Annotated in this window: 29 protein-coding genes; 3 read left to right on the top strand and 26 right to left on the bottom strand. The window is 60.3% G+C overall.

The window, feature by feature from the left end:
* Positions 1-3: 3 nt before the first annotated feature.
* The 17 genes from BST28156_RS31265 to BST28156_RS31185 form a co-directional block, all read right to left on the bottom strand.
* Positions 4-1941, bottom strand: a complete 1938-nt coding sequence (locus BST28156_RS31265; protein WP_174904250.1) for a phage tail tape measure protein — start codon at positions 1939-1941, stop codon at positions 4-6.
* A 133-nt stretch (positions 1942-2074) separates the two neighbouring features.
* Positions 2075-2353: a phage tail assembly protein gene (locus BST28156_RS31260; RefSeq protein WP_235213728.1), complete on the bottom strand. Its 279-nt coding sequence runs from the start codon at positions 2351-2353 to the stop codon at positions 2075-2077.
* An 8-nt stretch (positions 2354-2361) separates the two neighbouring features.
* The gene (locus BST28156_RS31255; RefSeq protein WP_040127336.1) at positions 2362-2709 is read right to left on the bottom strand and encodes a phage tail tube protein; all 348 of its coding nucleotides are present in this window, start codon (positions 2707-2709) and stop codon (positions 2362-2364) included.
* Between the two features lie 70 nt (positions 2710-2779).
* Complete coding sequence (locus tag BST28156_RS31250) at positions 2780-4276, bottom strand: phage tail sheath subtilisin-like domain-containing protein (protein WP_174904249.1); 1497 nt, start codon at positions 4274-4276, stop codon at positions 2780-2782.
* Positions 4273-4530, bottom strand: coding sequence for a DUF2635 domain-containing protein (locus tag BST28156_RS31245; RefSeq protein WP_254596453.1), 258 nt, complete (start codon positions 4528-4530; stop codon positions 4273-4275). Before BST28156_RS31245 ends, BST28156_RS31250 begins: the two co-directional genes overlap by 4 nt.
* Positions 4527-5117: a phage tail terminator protein gene (locus BST28156_RS31240; RefSeq protein WP_174904248.1), complete on the bottom strand. Its 591-nt coding sequence runs from the start codon at positions 5115-5117 to the stop codon at positions 4527-4529. The genes BST28156_RS31245 and BST28156_RS31240 overlap by 4 nt, the downstream gene beginning before the upstream one ends.
* Positions 5118-5123: 6 nt before the next feature.
* Entirely contained in the window at positions 5124-5594 is a 471-nt protein-coding gene (locus tag BST28156_RS31235; protein WP_174904247.1) for a hypothetical protein, read from the bottom strand.
* A complete protein-coding gene (locus BST28156_RS31230; RefSeq protein ID WP_040127332.1) occupies positions 5584-5919 on the bottom strand; it encodes a phage head closure protein in 336 nt (111 codons plus the stop codon). Before BST28156_RS31230 ends, BST28156_RS31235 begins: the two co-directional genes overlap by 11 nt.
* Positions 5919-6482, bottom strand: coding sequence for a hypothetical protein (locus BST28156_RS31225; protein WP_174904246.1), 564 nt, complete (start codon positions 6480-6482; stop codon positions 5919-5921). The genes BST28156_RS31230 and BST28156_RS31225 overlap by 1 nt, the downstream gene beginning before the upstream one ends.
* Before the next feature lie 5 nt (positions 6483-6487).
* The gene (locus BST28156_RS31220) at positions 6488-6673 is read right to left on the bottom strand and encodes a hypothetical protein (protein ID WP_174904245.1); all 186 of its coding nucleotides are present in this window, start codon (positions 6671-6673) and stop codon (positions 6488-6490) included.
* Between the two features lie 59 nt (positions 6674-6732).
* Entirely contained in the window at positions 6733-8040 is a 1308-nt protein-coding gene (locus tag BST28156_RS31215; RefSeq protein ID WP_174904244.1) for a phage major capsid protein, read from the bottom strand.
* A 102-nt stretch (positions 8041-8142) separates the two neighbouring features.
* On the bottom strand, positions 8143-9111 hold the full coding sequence (locus BST28156_RS31210) for a S49 family peptidase (protein WP_059514090.1): 969 nt from the start codon (positions 9109-9111) through the stop codon (positions 8143-8145).
* Complete coding sequence (locus BST28156_RS31205) at positions 9108-10367, bottom strand: phage portal protein (protein ID WP_174904243.1); 1260 nt, start codon at positions 10365-10367, stop codon at positions 9108-9110. Before BST28156_RS31205 ends, BST28156_RS31210 begins: the two co-directional genes overlap by 4 nt.
* A gap of 4 nt (positions 10368-10371) precedes the next feature.
* Positions 10372-10563: a hypothetical protein gene (locus tag BST28156_RS31200; RefSeq protein WP_254596452.1), complete on the bottom strand. Its 192-nt coding sequence runs from the start codon at positions 10561-10563 to the stop codon at positions 10372-10374.
* Entirely contained in the window at positions 10554-12269 is a 1716-nt protein-coding gene (locus BST28156_RS31195; RefSeq protein WP_174904241.1) for a terminase large subunit, read from the bottom strand. The genes BST28156_RS31200 and BST28156_RS31195 overlap by 10 nt, the downstream gene beginning before the upstream one ends.
* A gap of 3 nt (positions 12270-12272) precedes the next feature.
* On the bottom strand, positions 12273-12749 hold the full coding sequence (locus BST28156_RS31190; RefSeq protein ID WP_174904240.1) for a phage terminase small subunit P27 family: 477 nt from the start codon (positions 12747-12749) through the stop codon (positions 12273-12275).
* 151 nt (positions 12750-12900) lie between these two features.
* Positions 12901-13257, bottom strand: a complete 357-nt coding sequence (locus tag BST28156_RS31185; protein WP_174904239.1) for an HNH endonuclease — start codon at positions 13255-13257, stop codon at positions 12901-12903.
* A gap of 40 nt (positions 13258-13297) precedes the next feature.
* Between BST28156_RS31185 and BST28156_RS31180 the strand changes: the two genes are divergently transcribed.
* On the top strand, positions 13298-13480 hold the full coding sequence (locus BST28156_RS31180) for a type II toxin-antitoxin system HicA family toxin (protein WP_059771351.1): 183 nt from the start codon (positions 13298-13300) through the stop codon (positions 13478-13480).
* A 24-nt stretch (positions 13481-13504) separates the two neighbouring features.
* Positions 13505-13900: a type II toxin-antitoxin system HicB family antitoxin gene (locus BST28156_RS31175; protein ID WP_174904238.1), complete on the top strand. Its 396-nt coding sequence runs from the start codon at positions 13505-13507 to the stop codon at positions 13898-13900.
* Positions 13901-13933: 33 nt separating this feature from the next.
* On the opposite strand, the gene BST28156_RS31170 is transcribed toward BST28156_RS31175, so the two are convergent.
* Positions 13934-14167 carry a hypothetical protein gene (locus BST28156_RS31170; protein ID WP_174904237.1) on the bottom strand — a complete coding sequence of 78 codons (234 nt, stop codon included), beginning with the start codon at positions 14165-14167 and terminating at the stop codon, positions 13934-13936.
* Between the two features lie 337 nt (positions 14168-14504).
* On the opposite strand from BST28156_RS31170, the gene BST28156_RS31165 reads away from it, so the two are divergent.
* Positions 14505-14936 (top strand): DUF4236 domain-containing protein, encoded by a 432-nt coding sequence (locus tag BST28156_RS31165; RefSeq protein WP_174904236.1) that lies wholly within the window; start codon positions 14505-14507, stop codon positions 14934-14936.
* A 259-nt stretch (positions 14937-15195) separates the two neighbouring features.
* Here BST28156_RS31165 and BST28156_RS31160 read toward each other — a convergent pair whose 3' ends face one another.
* The 8 genes from BST28156_RS31160 to BST28156_RS31125 all read right to left on the bottom strand — a co-directional run.
* Positions 15196-16329: a GIY-YIG nuclease family protein gene (locus BST28156_RS31160; protein ID WP_174904235.1), complete on the bottom strand. Its 1134-nt coding sequence runs from the start codon at positions 16327-16329 to the stop codon at positions 15196-15198.
* Between the two features lie 50 nt (positions 16330-16379).
* Positions 16380-16805 (bottom strand): hypothetical protein, encoded by a 426-nt coding sequence (locus tag BST28156_RS31155; protein ID WP_174904234.1) that lies wholly within the window; start codon positions 16803-16805, stop codon positions 16380-16382.
* 48 nt (positions 16806-16853) lie between these two features.
* The gene (locus BST28156_RS31150) at positions 16854-17102 is read right to left on the bottom strand and encodes a phage portal protein (protein WP_174904233.1); all 249 of its coding nucleotides are present in this window, start codon (positions 17100-17102) and stop codon (positions 16854-16856) included.
* Positions 17099-17437, bottom strand: coding sequence for a hypothetical protein (locus BST28156_RS31145; RefSeq protein WP_174904232.1), 339 nt, complete (start codon positions 17435-17437; stop codon positions 17099-17101). Before BST28156_RS31145 ends, BST28156_RS31150 begins: the two co-directional genes overlap by 4 nt.
* On the bottom strand, positions 17434-17877 hold the full coding sequence (locus BST28156_RS31140; protein WP_174904231.1) for a nuclease domain-containing protein: 444 nt from the start codon (positions 17875-17877) through the stop codon (positions 17434-17436). Before BST28156_RS31140 ends, BST28156_RS31145 begins: the two co-directional genes overlap by 4 nt.
* On the bottom strand, positions 17874-18206 hold the full coding sequence (locus BST28156_RS31135) for a helix-turn-helix domain-containing protein (RefSeq protein WP_174904230.1): 333 nt from the start codon (positions 18204-18206) through the stop codon (positions 17874-17876). Before BST28156_RS31135 ends, BST28156_RS31140 begins: the two co-directional genes overlap by 4 nt.
* Positions 18206-18769, bottom strand: coding sequence for a PDDEXK family nuclease (locus tag BST28156_RS31130; RefSeq protein WP_174904229.1), 564 nt, complete (start codon positions 18767-18769; stop codon positions 18206-18208). Before BST28156_RS31130 ends, BST28156_RS31135 begins: the two co-directional genes overlap by 1 nt.
* Positions 18770-18780: 11 nt before the next feature.
* Positions 18781-20031: replication protein (locus BST28156_RS31125; RefSeq protein WP_217451823.1), on the bottom strand; the 1251-nt coding region annotated here is incomplete at its 5' end.

Genomic DNA, 20031 nt, shown 5'->3' with positions numbered 1-20031 from the left:
ACCTCATTGCGGCACGCCCGAGAGCGACCGATAGCCAACACTCGGCGTCACGGACAAGCCCGGTTGATTCGTCTGCACCTGCTCAACGCGCATCCCCGGAGGCGCGCCATCGAATCGGATTTTCAAGTCGCCCTGAAGCCGTGCATTCGTCGCGCCCCGCTGCGCCAGCACGCCGCTCGCTAGACGCGCCGTGCCCGTCGACACCCCGGTCCGTTGCGCCGACGTCCAGTTTCGCAAGCTCGCCGCGCCGGAGCCCAACACGTCGCCCGTCGAAGCACTACCGCCTTCGAGACCGAGCTTTCCGCCGAGCCACTTCGCACCGCTCACCAGCGGCTCGATATAGGGTTTCACACGGTCCCACAGGTGCGAAAACCACGTGACGATCGGCTCCCAGTTCTTAACGACGATACCCAGCGGCGTGAAATTGAGGAACATCGCCTTGATGCCGTCCCACGCGGCCCCGATCACGATCTTCGTTGCGCCCCATAGCGCCGACATGAACTCGGTGATCGGCCCCCAGTTCTGCGCGATAACCTGCACGAGCGGGAAGCTGAAAAACACGTCCTTGATTCCCACCCAAACCTTTTCGAAGAATGGTTTGACTTTCGACCAGTTCGCAATCAGGAACCCGGCCGCCAACGCAAGCACACGCACCGCCAGCCCGAGCGGCGTGAGGCCGGAAACCGTCGTAAAGATCTTCATTGCGGCCGTAGCGATCGCGGCTGCGCCGCGCAGTGCGATCAGGCCGGCGGCGGCTCCAAGCAGCCCCTTGACGATAACCGGATTGGCGGCCGCGAATGACGAGACACCGTCGGCGATGGGACCAACAGATGCCAGAAACTCGTTCAGAGGCGGCAACACGACCGTACCAACCGTAATGCCAAGTGCCATAAAGCGGTTCGACATCAGTTGCAGGTTGTTCGCCGTCGTCGCCGCGCGCGCGTCGTACTCCTGCTGCATCGAGCCCGTATAAAGCGTCGAATCGCCGACCCTCTCGAAATTCCTCTTGAGCAGGTCGAGGTTCGTCAGCATCGGGGCAATCGCCTTGATCGACTCGCGACCGAACAGCCCCTCGAGCACTGCCGTTTGCTTGACCTTGTCGACCTTGCTCACTGCGGTCAGGATGCGCACGATGGTCCCTTGCGCATCCTTCTGCATCGAAACCGCTACGTCCTTGGCATCCAACCGCAAAGCCTTGAAGATGCCCTGCTGCTTCTTCGATGCACTGGCGCCTGCAGTCAGCGCCAGCATGAAGTTCTGCATGCCGGTCGCTGCGACCTCCTCCTGTACGCCAACGCCAGCAAGCGTCGCCCCCATAGCAGCAATCTGACCGCTCGCCATGCCGGCCACGGCGCCCAGCGGGCCGATACGCGTCACGATCGACGAAATCTGGCGCGCGTTCGCCGGCCCGGTGTTGCCGAGATAATTGATCTTGTCCGCCAACGCGACGACGTGGTCCTGTCCCATCTTGAACGCCGTGCGCCACTTAGCCATCATGTCGCCGGACTCCTCGGCCGTTTGGTCGAACGCGACTCCCATCTTGACCGCGTCTTCGGAGAATTGCGCGAGTTCGCTTTTGTCGATGCCCGCCTGGCCACCGGCCGCGGTAATCTTCGCGATGTCGCGCGCAGCCATGGGTAGTCGCTTCGAAAGCCCCAGCACGTCGTCGGACATCTTCTTGAACTGAGCGGGAGTATCGAAGTCGACGACCTTCTTCACGTCCGCCATCGACGACTCGAAGTCGATCGCCGCCTTCGTCGCCGCGACGATGGGTGCCGCAATAGCGACACCCGCCACCACGTCCTTAAATCCGATCTCACCGAGCCCGTCCGACTTCAGCCCCTTACGAAAGCCCGCGATATTCTTGCGAATACCCTGGAGCGCCGGCGAGAGCTTGTCGACGCCAGTAATCAGCGCTTTAAGTTGAAATTGATCGGCCACGCTTACGTCTCCGGAACAGCACGACTAATGCGGTTCGCCTGTTCGAAATGCTCGAGAATGATTGAGATCGAGCGCGTCATTTCCAGTTCGGGATCGACGCGCCAGAAATGGGCGAGCTCGTAGACACCGCCGATCAGGTCGTCGGCGTCTGAGACGCCCGAGTCAAGAAAAAACCCGCAACCGTCCAGCAGATCGAGTTGAAATCGACCAGGTCGATCTGATCTACCGACGACGGCGGAATACTCGCGAGGCGCGCGATGTACTGTGCGACGACGTCCGGGCGCACGTGCACGTTTTCCTCCCGATCGAGTGCGTACGGCAGAGCCTTGATGGCCCGCACGTCCGCTGGTGTCGGCTCACGCAGTTCCAGCGCATCCAATGTCTCGCCGTGCGCCTCGATGGGTTTGCTCAATGAAATTTTCATTGCCAACGCCCCTTCACGCCGTTGAATTCCAGCGATGCCTTACCGTCATCGCCCGTCACGGCCGGCTCGCCCACGACGTAGGCACCGCTCAGCACGTACACCCGACCGTTCTTGAATTCGGCCGTCACGACCATGTCGTCGGCCGCTTCAATCTTCGCGATCGGGAAATTCTTTTCGAATACCGCATCGACCTTGACGTACGGCACGCGATCCTCTTCTTTATAGAGACCCGGCAATACGCTCTCGCGCTTCACGTCCGACAGCGGACACTCAACACCGCCCGTTACGGAAAACTGCTCGCCATCCGCCTTCACGTAGACGGTCCCGGCGACTTTCTGACCCATATCGGTCTCCTGAAATGACAGCGGCCCGCACGATGGCGGGCCGCAGGATTAAGTTCATTGGTTTATGGCGTCAGGCCGCCGCCGCTTCCCGATACTGCAACCGGAATTGGTTGAGCAGCGCGAAGATTCGCAACTGGTTGATGTAGTCCGGCGGGAACAGCACATCGACCCGGTTCGGATTCGACCTGTTGATCTCCACGACAAGGTACCGTGCGAAGAGATCGGCGTTCTCCACGATTCCGGCCCGCTCCAGTTCATCGTACGCCGCGATCAACTCGGCTCGGATGATCCGTGGCGTCACAATTGCCGTCCCGGGACCGAATCGCGTGCCATCGGCTGCGAGCTTGTGTCGACCGTACTTGCTCGTGATTCTGTTCCGAAGGTATCGGATCACGTGCGCGCTCGTGTGCATCGTCTCCGAATCGAGATAACTGTCGTCGGGCTGCCCGTACGCGTTACGCTGATACGTCGTGATCGCTCGCTCGATACGCACTGAGCCGTCAGCCGAGCTCGTCGTCGCAATTCCGCTCGTCAACAACGTCTGTCGCTCGCTCAGAATGAAACGCTTTCCCGGGCGGGCAGCCTCGATTCCCACGAGCAACCCCGTCTGCGTCGGACGAGCCGGGTCCGCCGAGATGAACACCGATTGCCGTGCAGCAAACGCAGCCGCTTGCTCCCACGACGGTCGAGGTGAATCCACTTCGAATCCGTTGATCGTCAGATGTTGGTCGTTGAAGAACCTACCGCCTCCTGCCAGCTGCCCTGGCGTCCCGCGACGTGCGGTATACACGTGCCCGAACAACATGGATGACCATGCCCACCTGCCCGAAACATCGTTCATCCATTCGGCGAATGCAGAAAGCGAGTACGGGTCGGACCACGGCTGACACACGAACTCGAATTCAGCGTCGCCGATCGCCGCGAGAGCTTCGGTAAGGTCCGGCGAGCCGGCGCCATTGGCCATCGGCGTTATGGTCGCCGTCAACCCCGCGGGGATCCGTTCATTCGCTGCCAGGCCGCCACGATTGAACTCGACACGGATATCGTTACCCGTCTCCCCCTTCCACTTGCACGTCAATTCCAGTTTCCCGCCGACAACGGCAGCATACACGGGCATGTTCGACGTCCCGTTGATGGCCGCGACCAGTTGGAGAATCACATCGGTCGTGCCCGTACCGCTGGCTACAGTCACCCGAATGCGGCGGCCCGCGATGTAGAGAGAGAGCAAACCGGTCTCTTCAGCCCTTCCACGCAGGTCGATCATGCCCTTTGCCGCGACACCCTCCGCAACCTTGACCGCGATGCCCCATACTTCGCCCACCGGATCACCGCGACGCCAGATATCGCTCATTGCGGCGAGCATCGACCCTTCGCCCGCCAACGTGACCGCATCGCCCGGACGCGACAGCAACGTAAGCAACGGCGGGGCGACGTCGACATGGTCGCTCGCTTGCCCGATGATCAGGCGACGCAATGTGTTGCCGCCTATCGCCGCTGCCGAATTGTCGATTTCAGCGTAAAACAGCGGCACCGCAAGGTCCGCAGGAATATTGTTGAAGCCGATCATCCTTTCCCCCCTTTGGTTACCTTGGCTTGACCAGTGCCGCTCGGCACGCTCGCCGCTCCATCGGTGTCCGCGGATCCGGGCGCCTCTCGTTCATCGCTCGGTTCGTCAGTTTCGATGACGTCGCCCGCCTGAACGCAGCGCCACCAGTACACGTTTCGCGGCACTTGACGGCCTTCGATCGGTAGATCGTCACCTCGCACGGGATCCCGTACGATTCGCCCTTCGACGGGTTTGACCCGCATGGTTTGTTTCATCGGTCATCCTTCAGCTCAACGAGGAGCTCGATTTCGATCCGGCCGTCCGGACCGGGCTTTTTTAGATTCGGATCCGCCATGGGATCGATAGCATCGACGTGTATGTCGACTCCCTTCAACCGAGGCAACTTGTTCAGCATGTCCTCGTGCCAGGTCTCGGGGTCATCGCCGCTCCCGAGAGTCCATACCGCAGAAAAACCAAACCGATAGATAACGCGAAGACGATCGGTCGACACGAGATCACACCCCGTGTATTCGATCGGCTCATATCCCTCGTCTGGCACCCAACCGACAAGCGCGCGCAATAGCGCAGCCCGAACGTCATGCAGTTCGTCAGCTGCCGCCTGCCCTCGCTCGTTGCCTTGCCTCAGTGCGACGACGATGTCGAACTCGTCGGCAATTTCCTGCCGGGTTCCGTTTTGCAGAGCGTTCGGCTCCGGATCGTCGCCAGTCGCAACAACAAACGCAGCGGGCATCTCGAGCTTTGCGCTGTCCTCCAACGCGCTCCAATCGATGCCCCCGGACACACGACGATCGAACAACAGACAGAAATCGCGCACGTGCGCGATAGTCGGTGATAGCTTCATGGCACCTCATCGGATCGTGAGCGCGCGGCGATACACGTCGACGAGCAAAGCACGAACCTCGCGTGCACCGTCATCCTTCGCGTCCGACATGTAGTTGCCGCGCGGTTCGATACGCAATTTCGACGTGCTTCGCGATCGATGGTCGCGCCGCCCCCCGGACTTGCTACGTGTGCCGTAGTACAGAAATGCGGGATAGAAATCACGCATGCCGGCAATCTTTTTCGGCATGACCTTGACCATGAACCCCGAGCGCGACACCTTTGTTTTGATGGAACGCTGAAGCCGACCGGTCTTGCGCCCGGGATACTGCCCAGGCACCGATCGACTGCGGATAGCAACCAGCGCTTTTGCGCGACGCTCGACGATTCGTCCGGCCTTGCGCATCCCTTTTCGAACTTCGCGCTTATCGAAGTCGATAGACCGATCAAAACCCTCGAAACCCTCGATGTGCAGCGCAATATCCGCATCACTTGCCATGCTGGATTTCCTCCACTTCAAGAACCGTAAAGCGCCGGACGCCATTCAGATCTCCAACACGCCTCACCCTGAACACCTGATCGCGATACACCGCCTCGTAATCGCTCGTGACGCCGTCGACGTATCTCAGGAAAATCCGGTGGGTGACTTTTTCGTCGATCTGTACGCTTCCGCTGTACACGGCCGCGCCGACCGGCTCGATCTTTGCCCAGCGCTTTCTTTGCGTGGGATATGCCGACTCGACATCCGCATCGCGATACGGATAGTCCCGACGCTCGCGCAGCTGTATTCGCCGATCAAGTTCACCGATTCGTGGAGCGCGCATCAGAACCTCGGCGGAACGGTGACTGGATCGAGAAGCGCATCCGCAAACCCACTCGGCATTGCTATGACGGACTGCCCCGACGAGAACAGCTCCCGGTTCTCATATGCCCAAGCCGCTGCAAGAAGCATCCATGCGCGAACTGACGGAAAGCGATCGAGGTTAATGCCCGCTCGATAAGTAAGCGTTGGAGCACCGGCCGATGGCCAACGACCATTGACTGGCGCGAGAAGCGTCTCACGTCCCAATTGAATTAACTCGTATTGGGCCTCGCTTAGGGTCAAGGGCACGGCGGAATCGGAGCGAATCGCGACTGACTCCATCGCAAAGACTTGCCCAACGGAAAGCGGAATCTCGCCTCGCGGAAACGCGCCAAGCCTCTCGACATAGCGCGCGTTGCGAATAGCTGCGCCGGACTTGCTCTCGGCCGCCTGGCGCGCCCCAGGGATCAGCACGTGTTCGATGAACTCGCGCTCGTCGTCATCATCGATTCGACACTGGGCAGCAACATCCTCAAAAGCAATCGGCTCTGCGTCGTCCAGATATTCGAGGAGCACAGCGCCCATACCCGCTACCCCTTCGCCGCCCCGGGCTTCGACGTTTCAGCCTTCGGCGGAGCTTTCGCGTCCTTCGTCTCCTGTCCGTGCACGCGCGCGATCTGCGCCTCGACGAGTCGGTCTGCATGCTCGTCCTCGAACCCCGCGACGTCACCGGGTGTGTACTGCGCGTAGTGCCGCTGGAACTTGACCACTTTCATGTTTCTCTCCGAAATGCACGCCGTCTACAAACGGACGGATCGCTCGGTTACAGATTCGCTTACGCGCCCCAGGTCACGCCGGCCAGCACGGCAATCGACTCGACGTGACGCGGGCCGAAGTCGTTCTTCGCGATCACACGGATCAGCGTCTGATCGCGCTGGAACGCGCTGATCATGTTGCCGTCGGCATCCTTGTAGGTCGCCTCCTTGCTGTAGTCGATTTCCAGTGTTTCTTCCTCGCCGATGAACACGTCGCCAAAGTCGGCGAAATAGATTTCCGACTCGTCCGCACCGTCGCCGAGATTGATCGGCACTTGCGTCGTCTTGCCGACCGGATAGCCCTTCAGCATGCCGTTGGCGAGTTCCGGATAGACCTTGTTGCCGTTGCCATCGCGCAGGCCTTCGAGGAATCGGAACGTACGCGGCGCCATGATCCAGCCCGGCTGCGTGAGGTTGGCGTCGGCGTTCTCCAGCGCCAGAATGGCCTTGCCGAGATCCGTTTCGATCTTTTGCAGCGTCGAACCGTCGCTGGCCGGCAAGACGTTGCCGGGAAGCGCCCAGAAGCGGAGGCCCTTCGGGGTGTTCGCGGTGCCGTCGTCGCGAATGAATGCCTTGTCTTCGCGCGCCCCGATTGCGGCCGTGAGGTCACCGACCACGATCTGATCGACGTTGGGATTCACGCCGGCGTACTTGATCAGGTCGTTCGCGATCGGGACCAGCGCGGCCATCTTCTTGGCCGTCAGCTTCAGATCGTCGAACTGTTGTTGCGTCGTCGGGATGTCGGTGTCGGCGCCGATGTAGCCGACGATGGCGCCGCCCTTCAGACGCGGGATGGTGATATTTCCGTTCGAGAGCGGCAGCGTACGAGCGCCGAGCTTGCGGACCACGGACTTCGGACGCAGCAGTTCGATGACCTCGCTCGACAGGTTCTCGGGCACCAGGACGCCACCCGCGCCCGGCGAAAGGGTGTTCAGCGACATTGCGACCTCTTCGCCGAAGCCGCGCTCGATCGCGATTTTCGACGCGAGCTGCGCATCCCCCCGCGCCGCCGCAAGCGCGCGAACCATGCGGGCCATCTTCGCGCCCTTCACTTCCTGCGCCTTCGGCTGTGCCGGCACGCTCGCCGCGGCCGGAGCAGCAACGGCGGCCGGCGCCGGGTCAACCGGCACTGCCGCAGCTGCGGCCATGCGCTCGGCCGCTTCCGCGCGCTCGATCTGCGCAGTCAGATCGTTGAATTTCGAGCTGAGCTGATCGAATTCGGCTTGCTGTTCAGCCGACAATGCGGTGCCGCCCAACTCGATCTGCGCCAGCGCCTGCACACGCTGATTGACGGCTGCGCGTTCGCGGCGGAGTTCATTGATGTTCACTTACCCTTCTCCTAAGAAAAATGCCACCCGAAGGTGGCAATGCTCAACTGAGACGCGAACGCGCTCGGATGTTGATCGTAAAAAATTCGATTTTTTGGCCGGCTACATCATGGTTTGCATGTTCATCGCGGCCGCACGCGCGGAGACGCTACGCCGAGTATTGCCACCCTGGCGCTCGGCGCGCGATGCGCGCACTTCGGCAGCAATCCGGTTGATCGCTGCCTGTGGCGTTTCGACGCTGTCCGCAAGCCCCGCATCGACGCCTTGCTGACCGAAGAAAATGCCCGCCTGCGTGTCCTTCACCGCTTGCGTGCTCAGCCCGCGGAAGCTCGCGATTGCATCGACGAACTGCTTGTAGCTGTTTTGCACCATGCTGGTGAGGAACGCCAGCGACTGATCGCTCAGCGGCTCATGCGGGGTGAGATCGTTCTTGTGATTCCCGGCAAACACCGAGGTCACCTTGATCCCTTGCTGCTCATCACGCTTCGAAACGTCGAGATGGTTGGCGATGACGCCGATCGAACCCACGCCGGACGTACGGCTGACGATGACCTTCGATGCAGCGGCGGCGATCAGATACCCGCCCGAGAATGCCGAGAAGTTGACGATCGCCGTGACCGGCTTCACCAGCGACGCAGCCCGAATATCGTCGGCCAGTTCGAATGCGCCGGTCGCGCTCCCGCCATTGCTGTCGATATCGAGAACGATGTGCTCGACGGCCGGATCCGCAACTGCCTGATTCACGGCAGTTCGCAGGCCTTCGTAGCTGGTCATCGGCTCGCACGGGTTCATGTGAGCGGACCGCGACACCAGGATTCCCGAAACCGGAATGATGTCCATACCGGTATCAGCTACCAGGGCACGACGACGCTCCGATGCCGCGGCCATCTGCACACCGCTGTCGAACTCATCGTCCTCCATGATCTTCGGCTGTGCGTTGTTCACGGTCAGGTTGACGATGTTCAGGTTGAGCGCGTGATTCGCCCACTGCACCGCCAGCGACATCATCGGGTCCGTGACGAGCTGCGGCTGATTGAAAATCAGACTTGCGAGTCTGAGGTGCGGTTTCAAGAAAGGATCCTCCCAATTTCGTCGATCTGCGCTTTCGTCGGCTCGGACTTCCCCGGAGGGAATTGCTGCGGCTTCGACGCGTCGACCATGTTCATAGGACTCAGGTAGACGTCGCCGCCCTTGACCGGAGGCATGTTCTCAAGCCGGCGAATGTCGTTGATCGATAGCCAGCCCCACTGGCGCCCGACCGCATAAGCAGCGTAGCGCGACGATTGATCGCCCCGCAGCAGTCCCGCGAGGTTGTATTCGATGAAATACTGCTTGCGCTCCGACGGCAGGAGCAGGTCACGCGTCTTCGCCTGCTCGTGCCGCTTGACCCATGGCAACAAGGTGTAGATGACGAACTGAAGCGACTGATGCTCGATGTTGCTGAACGTGGCGCGCTCCAGTTCGTTCACCATGTGAGCCGGGATCTTGTAGATTCGCGCAATGTCGAGCGAGGAAAGACGAAGCGCATCAATCAGCGCTGCGTCAACGTTCGTCATCGACAACGGTCTGAACGTCATACCCTCCTGCAACAACGCGACCTTCTTCGCGTTACCCGATCCACCGAATTTCGCGTTCCAACCGTCCGTGATTCGATCCACGCTGGCCTGATCCTTCAGCGGCGTAGCATCCTTCGGCCGCTCGATCACGCCCGACAGGGCCGTGCCGTTCATGAATGACTTCCCTGCGTATTGCTGGATGGCCTGCGCATGCCCGATTGCGTTCGCATGGAGTAGGATCGGCGACAGCCCCGTATATCCGTTTATCGACATCCAGCGAACGTGATGCACCATCCGCTTCGGCATCGGATCAGATCCGTAGATGCGATAGACAGGCATGAGGTCCGAGCCTTTCATGACCGTCATGGCCTCGTTGTCGAGCGGATACAGCCCTTGGATCACGCCGTCCGGATCGCGATCGATGAAGCTGTAGCTGTTTCCGCGAAGGCCGGCAGCCACCTGCGACTGCTCCTGAAACTCAAAAGGCGTCTGCCACGGGTTCGGCTCGTACTTCAGAATCGAATACAGCGGATGATCGACCGCCGGCTTCCTGTCGTCGCCGGATCGCTCATATAGCTCGATTGGCAACTGCGCGATGCTCTCCGCGAGCAGCGTGACGCAGTTCTGCAAGACGGTCAGCGACAGCGCGCTCGCAGGGGTAACCACTTGGCCGGCGTCGGATCGCGAGCTACCAAGCAGCGCCGATATCCACCCGCCAGCGCCCATCTGCGTCTGGCCACTGTTGGAGAGCAATTGCCTACTGAAAAACATAGGGTTACTCCTTCTGCTGACCGGCGCGCACGGCGCGAGCAGCCGCCAGATCCGCAAGGAACGCCCACACCAGCAGGAGCATGCCGGCAACGATAAGCCCGATCGGCAGGCTAATCAGCACCACACCCGTCACCAGTAGCGCGAACCCGAGCAGGCCGGCCACCCAGGCCGCAATACCAATAGAATTCAAACACACACCCCTTGATCGTAGATCGACTCGGAATCGACGCGGTCGGCCAGCATTGCCCGGCCCACTGCCATAATCAGCGCCACGGCGCCGTCGATTTTGTTGTCGTTGCCCTGCTTGATCGGACGCACCACGTCGTCGTTACCCGGCAAGTTCTTGCCGATGACGTTGCCGACACACCACGTCATGATCGGATTTCCGTCGTGATGGAACCGGCCCGACGTAATGGCCGCCTCCAGTTCCTTCATCGGGTCGGACATGTTCGTGTAGTTCTGCACGATCGTGACCGGCGTGAGGCCTTCGTCATCAAGCTGGTGCGACAGGTTCGTTGCGCCGTGTGGATCGAGCGGCGTGCATTGAACCGGACACCTCAGATTTGCATCCTTCGCTTCTTCCAGAATGTCGCGATAGTCGATCTCCGCGCCATCTGTTTCGAACAGAAAGCCTTGGTTGACCCACGCCTGATACCGCTCCGCCATGCGACGGTTCTCGGTATTGCGTACCGTGTCCTCGGGCACCCAGAACCGCGGCGCAACGCAGAAGTAATGCCGCCGCCCTTCGATATCACGCCAGAAGAGGCGAGCCATGCTGTTCAAGTCGAGCTTGCGCGCCATGTCGAGCGCAAGCACGCAATCCTGTCCCTCGAATTGCTCGAGGGCCAGCGAGCGGTCTTCGCATGCTTTCCAGTCTTCCAGGTTGAAATAGCCGGCCTTGGCCGACGTCCAAACGTTCAAGTGTTTCGTCTTGAACGTGTTCGTGAACCGCGCCGACTTGATCGCGCGCTGCTGCTGGCTCTCCAGATACTCCTGATAGACCGAAATTCCGATATTCGGATTGGCTTTCGCCAGCACGCGCGGATCGGTCCAGTCGTCTCCGTCGTCGATCGTCCAGATCCACCCGAAGAGCTCGTCGTCGGGAACGGTCCCTTCGAGCATCTCGATCACCTGTCGGCGCTTGTCGAAGCACGGCCCCTCGATGTTGGCGCCCGCCGTCGTGATGATGAACATCAGCGGCTGCCGACGCGCACCCATGCCGGTGAGCATCGTCTCGTACTGAACGTTCGTATCGTCCTCGTGATACTCGTCCTTGATCGCGCACGACGGAGACGCGCCGTCGCCCGGATTTCCGATGATCGGCTCGAAACGACTGCCGTCTTCCGGGCGATTGAGTGCCTGTGCGTTGACCTCGATGCCAAGGTGCTCGATGAGCATCGGGGAACGATTGACCATGAGACGCGCAGGCCGGAACACCTCCCATGCCTGCCGCTCGGTTGTCGCGCCGCAGTACACCTCGGCGCCAAATTCGTCGTCCGCGGTGAACATCGCAATGCCGACACCCGCAGCAATCACACTTTTGCCGTTCTTACGCGGCACCTCCCAATATGACTCGCGGAAGCGTCGAAATCCGGTCTTCTTCCTGACCCAGCCGAACGTGCACGCAAGCCCGAAGAGCTGCCATGGTTCCAGCGTAACGAGCTGACGCTTGTATGCCCATTCGCCCTTCGTGTGCGGCAAAAGCTGAATCAGCCGAAGCTTCTTTTCTGCTTTCGCCGAGTCGAATTTGTACTTGAACGATGCCGACCGACTGGCCACAAGGTCGTCGAGATGACGCTGACATGCCAGTTTCACCCACCGACACGCGAGAACTTTTCCTCGCACAACGTCGCGCGCGAACTGGTTCGCTCGCGCGACCAGCGGAAATGACTCTCGTGCCATGCCTCAACCCAGCAGTTCGGCAAACGGATTGCCTGCGTTCTTCTTTTTCGGGCCGATCAGTCGCTGACGGCTCGACGGATCAAGTCCGAGCATCGCTCCGAACGTCGCCATTTGACCGGCTGCCTCTTTAACAACGGTCGCGGCCGGGTTTTTCACCGGACCGCCCTGCGCGCCCATCACGACCGGGCCTTCGCGAGCAAGCTGTTCTTGCGCCCGCCGCCAGTTGCCGTATGCGGCGCAGAAGATCTCGACGTTGTGCAGATCGGTAAACTGAAGGATCTTTTGTTTGCACAGCAGGGGCGCTACGCGCTCCCACATCTCTACCGCCAGTGGATCAAGCCATTCCGGCGGCTCGATGTTCGTGACCAGGCCGAAATCGGGTTCCTGGGTATTCAACTGCCGCTTACCCGGATTCCCGGCGGCCTCCTTTCTTGCAACTGGCTTCGGTCGACGTCCGGAGCGGCCCGCAACTCCGGGCATGTTTCGCTCAACCTTTAAATTTCATTTTTCGCGGGCGTAAAAATTCGACGAGGCGGGCGGTCCCGAAGGCGACGCTTCCCAGACTTTTTCACCCCCCTCCCCGCCCGGCGCATCCGCCGGGCGGGCAACGGCCGAGCGCGACCGCCCCGCGTCAACGCAACCGCTCGCGAGCCGTCTTCGTCGCATGGCAATCACGACAGATCGCTTGCAGGTTCTCATCGCGGTCGGTTCCGCCCCGGGCCTTTGAAATGATGTGGTCTACTGCCGTTGCCGCCGTCACGCGCCCGGCTTGCAGGCAAGGCTGGCAAAGACCGCTGTCGCGACGCAGGATGCGCTGCCTGATCTTGTCCCACGCCGTTCCGTAACCCCGCACATGGCGATTGCCACGCACCGCGTCCGGCTTCCATTTCACCGCCTCGTCGGCGTGCTTCTCGCAGTACGATTTGCCGTCTGCGACGAGTGCGCCGCACCCCCGGTGCTTGCACGGTTTCAACGGGCGTTTCGCCATATCTGTTGTGTATTCGTGTGTAGTGTGTATAATTACACACATGAACAGCACCGAACTCATCAAGCGAATCAAGGCCGATGGCTGGTACCACGTACACACCGTCGGGTCGCACCACCAGTTCAAGCACCCGACAAAGCCGGGCAAGGTAACGGTGCCTCACCCAAAGAAAGACCTGCTGATCGCTACGGTGCGCAGCATCCTGAAGCAAGCCGGCCTGAAATGACCGGCAGTTTTTGAGGAGAGAAGAATGCTCTATCCACTCTATGTCCACGTAGGCGACGCCAAGCACGCGCACGGCGTCACCTTCCCTGACTTCCCGGGCTGCTTCGCGGCGGCCGACACCTGGGAAGAACTTCCCGCTGCCGTACAGGAAGCGGTCGAAGCGCACTTCTATGATGAGGAAGGCCCGGTGCCGGCGCCGTCCGCATTGGAAGCGCTTACCAGTAATCCCGAGTACGAAGGCGGCGTCTGGATGCTCTTCGATATCGATCTGTCGAAGATCAATTCGAAGTCCGTTCGCATTAACGTCAGCTTGCCGGAACGACTCTTACAGCAGATCGATGCGGCAGCCGGCGCACGAAAGCTGTCGCGTTCCGCGTTCCTCGCGCTTGCCGCCGAACACGAAATGGCCGTACTGCCATAACGCGGTACCTCACGCACGGCTATTCGTCGCTCGTCACATTTGAGTCTTGACCGAGTAGAGCTGGCTTCTCAGCGTCGCATCGGCCGTTTCCCGAGCCATCGACTCAGCACGAATCGCAGCGGCGTTGTCGGCCATCGACGCCTGAATCGTTTCGATTCGAGCCGACAGCGCCTCGAAATCTCGAGCCGTCGGCGCGCGCTCACTGCAACGCATATCGAGCGCCGGCCGCACCAGCCACAGGACGAGGCGACCATAGAGTTTCTTCATTGGACTCCCTTCTGTCATCGACGCCGGCGGAATTGCTTCGGGTCGCAGTAGGCTCTGCGCACTGCCTGACTCTCGCGCTCTTTGCGGCGGTCCGCGTTGTGCAGACGCATGAGTGCGATGACCGCCACGACTGTGCGCCCCCAGCGGGGGCCACGACGAACCATTAAAACGTCCATATCGACTCCAAGCGCGAAATGGAAAAAGCCCACGAGACCGTAATCACGTGGGCTTTGTGCTGAGTACTATTGCGGCGCAGCATTAATCCGCACAGAAATCACTTGCTCAGGACCGACATTCCGGCAAAATTCAAGAAAACACTACCACTACGGGGCGCACTATGGGATTCCGGTTTCGCAAGAGCATCAAGATTGCTCCGGGCATCAAGGTCAACGTTTCCAAGTCTGGATTCAGCACGTCGATCGGCGGCCGCGGCTCATCTATCAACATCAAAGGCGATCGCGTTCGTAAAGCCACTGTCGGCATCCCCGGGACCGGGCTGAGCTATACAGCTCACACCAGATCCTCAAAGAAACCGAACACACAAAATGACCTTATTCCGCCTCGTGCTAGCCCAAGTTCCGACGATGACAGCGGTTATATGGTTGCCTTCATCGGGGCACTGATCTTAGTAAGCGTCGTTGGATTCGCGATTGCTCACTCGCTCATCGATTCGCTCATTCTGAGTGCCGTCGTCGGGTGTTTCCTTATCGGACCAGTTCTGTTTGGAATCGGCGCATTCATCGTGCTCGCGGCATGTGAATTTCTCTAAGACATTCTGCCGTGGAATGAAAAAAGCCCACGCTGTTTTCCGGTGGGCTTTGCTTCGGGCGCACCTCGCGCCCGACGTCGTCAATATAGCGAAACGTGAAGGGGTTTACAAGCACTTTTTGTGTATTAGGCTACACCAGGCCAATCAGACAGTGTCGGACAGACTGGTTCAGTTTGGCCGTCCTCTGCCGTTCATCTCTCAGCTAAAGTGGTTTCTCGACGCGCCGTATGCGAATCGGTCTCCCTTGCGACCTTGACTTTCATGGTGCGGCGCTCGCAGGCTGCGCGGCATTTGCGGCCGCGATGGTCTTCGCATAGAGCACAAGGCAGGATGCGCGGCTGTCGCAGTCTGCAGTCACAATGTGCGTCGCGACGAACTGCTCCGCCTCCAGCGACAGGCCCGACTCGGGAGCGACCGCAGGAGCAGGTGAAGCAGAAGCAGCCTCGATAGTACTGGCGGCGCCGTTGATCGTATAAATCACATCTCCCTCGAACGGTCGGCCGTTCATGTAGAGAAGTCGCCGCGTAGCCTTGCGGATCGTATCAAGCTTGCACGAGTCGAAATTGAGATCGCCGCTCGAGCGCACGAGTTCAATGCTCGTCGCAGCGCCAATCGCGTCGAAATTGATATGGACCGAAAGCGGACCGCTGCCAGATTCGCTGCACTCGATATTCGCTTCAGCGATTCGCGCATCGATCAATGCCTTCGCTGCTGTCAACCGATCGGCTTGGGTCGGTGCGAGCACCTCGCCATCCTGCACGGGCATGCTGGTGCTCTCTGGAACTGCTGGCGCGGCTTGTTGGTGTACATCTGGCCGCGGTCGCCTGCCGACTGCCACGAGAATGATCGCCACGACGACAATCAAGAAGAGTACGCGTCGCGCGAGCCGCCCCCACCAACGACGACGAACACGCCGTTTCCACCCCGCAGGCGAGGTGTCGTCAATGGCGCGCTGCAGGCGCTTCAGGTCATCGGCCGCTGTGCCGCGCGTCTCAAAAACTTCGCGCGAGTCCTTTTGGTTAATCGGTCGCCCCCAAAGCGCATGCGCCGCTCTTTCCGCGTCGCGCATATGCGCCTCGCTAGACGCCTCACAAGCATGAAAGCTCTGCAGACCCGTAAGGCCGTGCCCCCAATGCGACGCGATGCGTTTTGGCAAATCGGACGAGAGACCCACTTTCGTCAAACCCGATGCAAATCTGCACGCGTAGATCGTATAGCATCCAGCCCACTCCTCGGCCCGCTCAACCAAATCCGACTTCCTTGCCATTTCCCGCTTCCCCGGTATGTCGTATGCGCCGATGTCGACGACGCGCTTCGTTATTAACGTTCCAACTACATTGCTCGGCCATTCGACCACGTTCGCATCGCTACATAGGAGCAACACGAGCAACACGTGATGATAGTCGACGTCATTGCGAAGCGCTTGCCTGCGACCTTCGCACTCTACGCAGGTTGCGGCTCTTTCAACAGACCGCGTGCCATCAAACGCGGATACAGCGCTTCCTTTGCAGCCTGATAGCTTGCATGCGCGTCCGACAAATCGAGTCCGCGCGGATTGCTCCAGACGTTTGCGCCGCATGCCTCGTTCATCGCGCCGATCCGCTTCGCCTTCATGTGTCGCTGGATAGCTGCGCGCTCCTGCCACGTCAGAGCGTCAACGCACACGTCGACTTGTTCCGCCCGCTTCTTCGCCGCCTTCCGGTCCGCCTCTTCCGATCGCTCGTCGGCGGTGAGCGTGCGCTCGGACTCGGAGAATCCACGGCACGACGGATCGATGCGCCCATAGCCAAGGCTCGGGACATATCCTGCCTGCCAGTCGTACCATTCGCACAGCAGTTCTTCGATCTGGTTGCTTTCGTCGATCGTCATGTTGTTCCTGTTTTCGATTTGCTTGAAAGGCGGGTCGGTCGTTCGTCGTTACATGACGACAGTGAAATTGATGCCGTGGTGTGTAAGCCAATCCCCTATGGCGTGGCGCATCGTCCGATTTCGCGGCCACGGAAAAGCGATCTGCATGCCATGCTCCGTCTCGGTGATCTCGCCCGAGAAAGGGCATTCGTCGAACGCAATGAGATCCACGTCGGTCACCGAGTCGCGATGACGGATCGCCGATATGAGCAAAGGCTCAGGCACGTCTCCGTACAGGACGCATGCGGCTGCACTCATGCCTCCCCCCTCAAGTCCACTTCTAGTGCATCGCTCGCGAGAAACTGCCCGAGCGCCCGCGACTTCTTGTTGTCGATCCAATACGCCTTCGTTCGCAAGACGCCCGGCCGCACCCATCGGGGATCGTTCGGCGCGATGTGCGTCCGGTGCCGCTCCGGGATGAACGCATCGACCTCGACGACCGCGAGCAACTGGCGCTTGACAGTCGGAATCCGTGCGATCCGATATACCGTTGTTACCAGCGGCCGGTGCATCTCGGAACTGATCGCCGGCCCCATGCCGTGCTTGCGTTTGAAGCTGTGCCGGCCCGCGGGCAGCTGCACGGTAAGCATCACTGGCAATTTCCCTCTCCCATCTTTCGGGCGCGCACCGGCGCCCATTCTTCGAATGCCCGATCCCACACATCGAACTTGACCTGCTTCGGCGTGCCGATACGGTTCTTGTCGATCCACGCGTGACACGCGCCGCAACCGGGAACCGTAAATTCGTTTTTCGCCTTCAGCGCACCAGCTTTTCCGTGGCGCGATTGGTTCGAATGACACGGCACCACGGTTTCATCGATCGGGTTCCGCCGACACAGGCCCGGTACGCGCAGGTAGCATGGCTCGCCTCGGCATGCCGCGAGATACTTCGAGCCTTGGGCGACGGTCGCCGTCTTCGGACGTCTCCGCATCGCGACCTTTCGCGGGGCCTGCTCGGGAAGCGGTGAACTTTTCCGTGACCACGATCCACGCGACATCGGCTTGTTGCGCGGCTTGAATCCAGATCGCTTCATGTCACCGCCCGGCCGACATCAACCATCGCTCGCATCGCCGGCATCAGTACGGCGATTCCGACCTCGAACGCGATATGCCGGCGCCTATCGGCAGGCATCACGTCACTCGACGCCGGGAACGGTTTGCCTGTGAGATGCAGCGCGTACCCCTTCTTGCTGCGGCGCCCGAGCCGGATATACCCGGTGGAGGCCAAGCGATTGACGGTGCGCTTCATGCTGTCGGGGGTCGATCGGAGCAGCGAAGAAAGGTCACGCAACGTAATGCCAGGATTCTCTGCAAGTCGTTCGCAGATGCATCGCTGCGTGAAGCTCATCTTTTCGTCGCTCATCAAAATTCCTCCGTTTGCCAACCGCCACCGCCTTTTGCCGGGCCTGCCTTCACTGCAATGAAGCGCATCGGGTATTGATCCGCAGCGACCTTGACCTTCACTCGCGCGTCGTCCTGCCAGTGCCCCTTGACCTCGTGAGCTTCGAGCTGGCCGTTCGCGAGCATCACGGCGAAGTCAGGTGTGTAAAACGTGTTGTCCGCGAGCCGGAACTTGATGCCCTCGAAGCGATACCAGACGATTTCGCCCGCCTGCTTGCGCGCTTCCAGATGGTCCGCGTACCGCTGCTCGGTCTTGTTCATCTCACCGGTCTTCAGCCGCCCAAGCGCTTGCAAGCGCGTCTTGGCATCGGATTGGCGGTACGTCGGTGTCAGCACGGACGGCGCATCGATCCCGTCGCCGATGTCGTCGAAGCCAGCATCGACCTGCGGTCGGTTGCCCGTCGCATCGAAAACCGCCTTCTGCGCCGCCGTCATCTTCGGCCGCGACTCGTCACGCACGCGCGCCGTACCGACCTTCGTCGTATCCGCGTCAACGCGCATCGGCCATGTGGTTCGTTTCGTCATGTGAATGCACATCACTCGTCGTTGTAGAAGCGCCAGAGGCGCTCATATGCTTCGCCGCCGTATTTGGATTCGGCCGCCAGATCCTGATCGCGCCATACGCCCGCGCCGGCTGCCTTGAACACCCGACGACGGAATGAAACAGCGTTTTCCTCGTCACCCTTGGTAATGCCAAGCTCCGCGCCCCGAGCGGCAATTCCAGCACCGGTCGAATGCCAGTCCTGCGGTGCTCTCGACCGAGCGTCGCCGACCTTAGCGATCCGCATGCGCCCCGTCGTGTCTCCGAAGCCCTTGGGGCTGATCAGGTAGTCAAACCCCGCATGCGGCGGTAAGTCGACCTTGTCGCGTACCGCCGGGAAATAGCGGCCAGCAGCCTCGAGATCACCTTTCAGATGCGTCAGAAATGCCCGGATTGCGCCGGCCCTTGCCTCGACGAACACGGCCTCGTCCACGGTACCGACTCGCTCCCCGAGCGCCTCGTTGAAGGCTCGGATCACGGCAAGCTCGTCTTCGTTGTAGGCGGTCTGGTATTCGTCCATCCAGCCGCCAGCGTTCAGCCAGGTGGCGGCATGCGGAATGAATTGGGGGTTTTGCCACTGCTCCGAAGTCTTGGCCCGCTCCAGACCTGCCATCAGGTCGTTGAAGAGCTGCTCGTCCGGGTTTCGTTTGGTAAACGCCTTTTCGGCCTTTTCCTTCGATCGCTTCTTCGGGTAAGCCGCCCAAAAAATGGCGAAGCTAGCGCGCAGCGAGCGCGAAAGGGTTTCTCTTGGAGTTGTCTCTTGGTCTTTTCTCTTGGAGTTGTCTCTTGTGGTTATTGAATCGATAACCCCATCCTTATCGTTTTGATAACCCCCTGTGTTTGTTTCGATAACCCTGCTGTTATCGATTTGATAACCCCCGACCTTCGACAGATCTACCTTCGCTTTGCCCTGCCATTGGGTAACATCCTTGTTGATCGCCAAGCTGGCGGCGTGCTTGCCCGCCATCTTGAGCACGACACGCATGCCGACTAACTCGTCGATTGCCCCCGAGACATTCGGAGGCAGTACGCCGGTCTTCGTGTGGAACTGGGTTAGGCTGATCTCGTCGCTGACCTTGTCATAGCCGAACGTCTGGCGCATCAGTACTAGGAGCACCTTGTAGTGCCGCTTGCCTAGATCGGCCAGCGCGAGCGCCTCCAGAATGCCGGAACCTGTCCGCATTTTTGTGGGCGAGGCGGTTGAACAACGCGTTATCCACGCGCCTGCGTAAATCGCTCTCCGAAC

The organism is Burkholderia pseudomultivorans, from assembly GCF_902499075.1.
GTDB classification, from domain to species: domain Bacteria; phylum Pseudomonadota; class Gammaproteobacteria; order Burkholderiales; family Burkholderiaceae; genus Burkholderia; species Burkholderia pseudomultivorans.
Note: the sequence above shows the minus strand (reverse complement) of the source record. Positions and strands in the feature narration are given on the sequence as shown.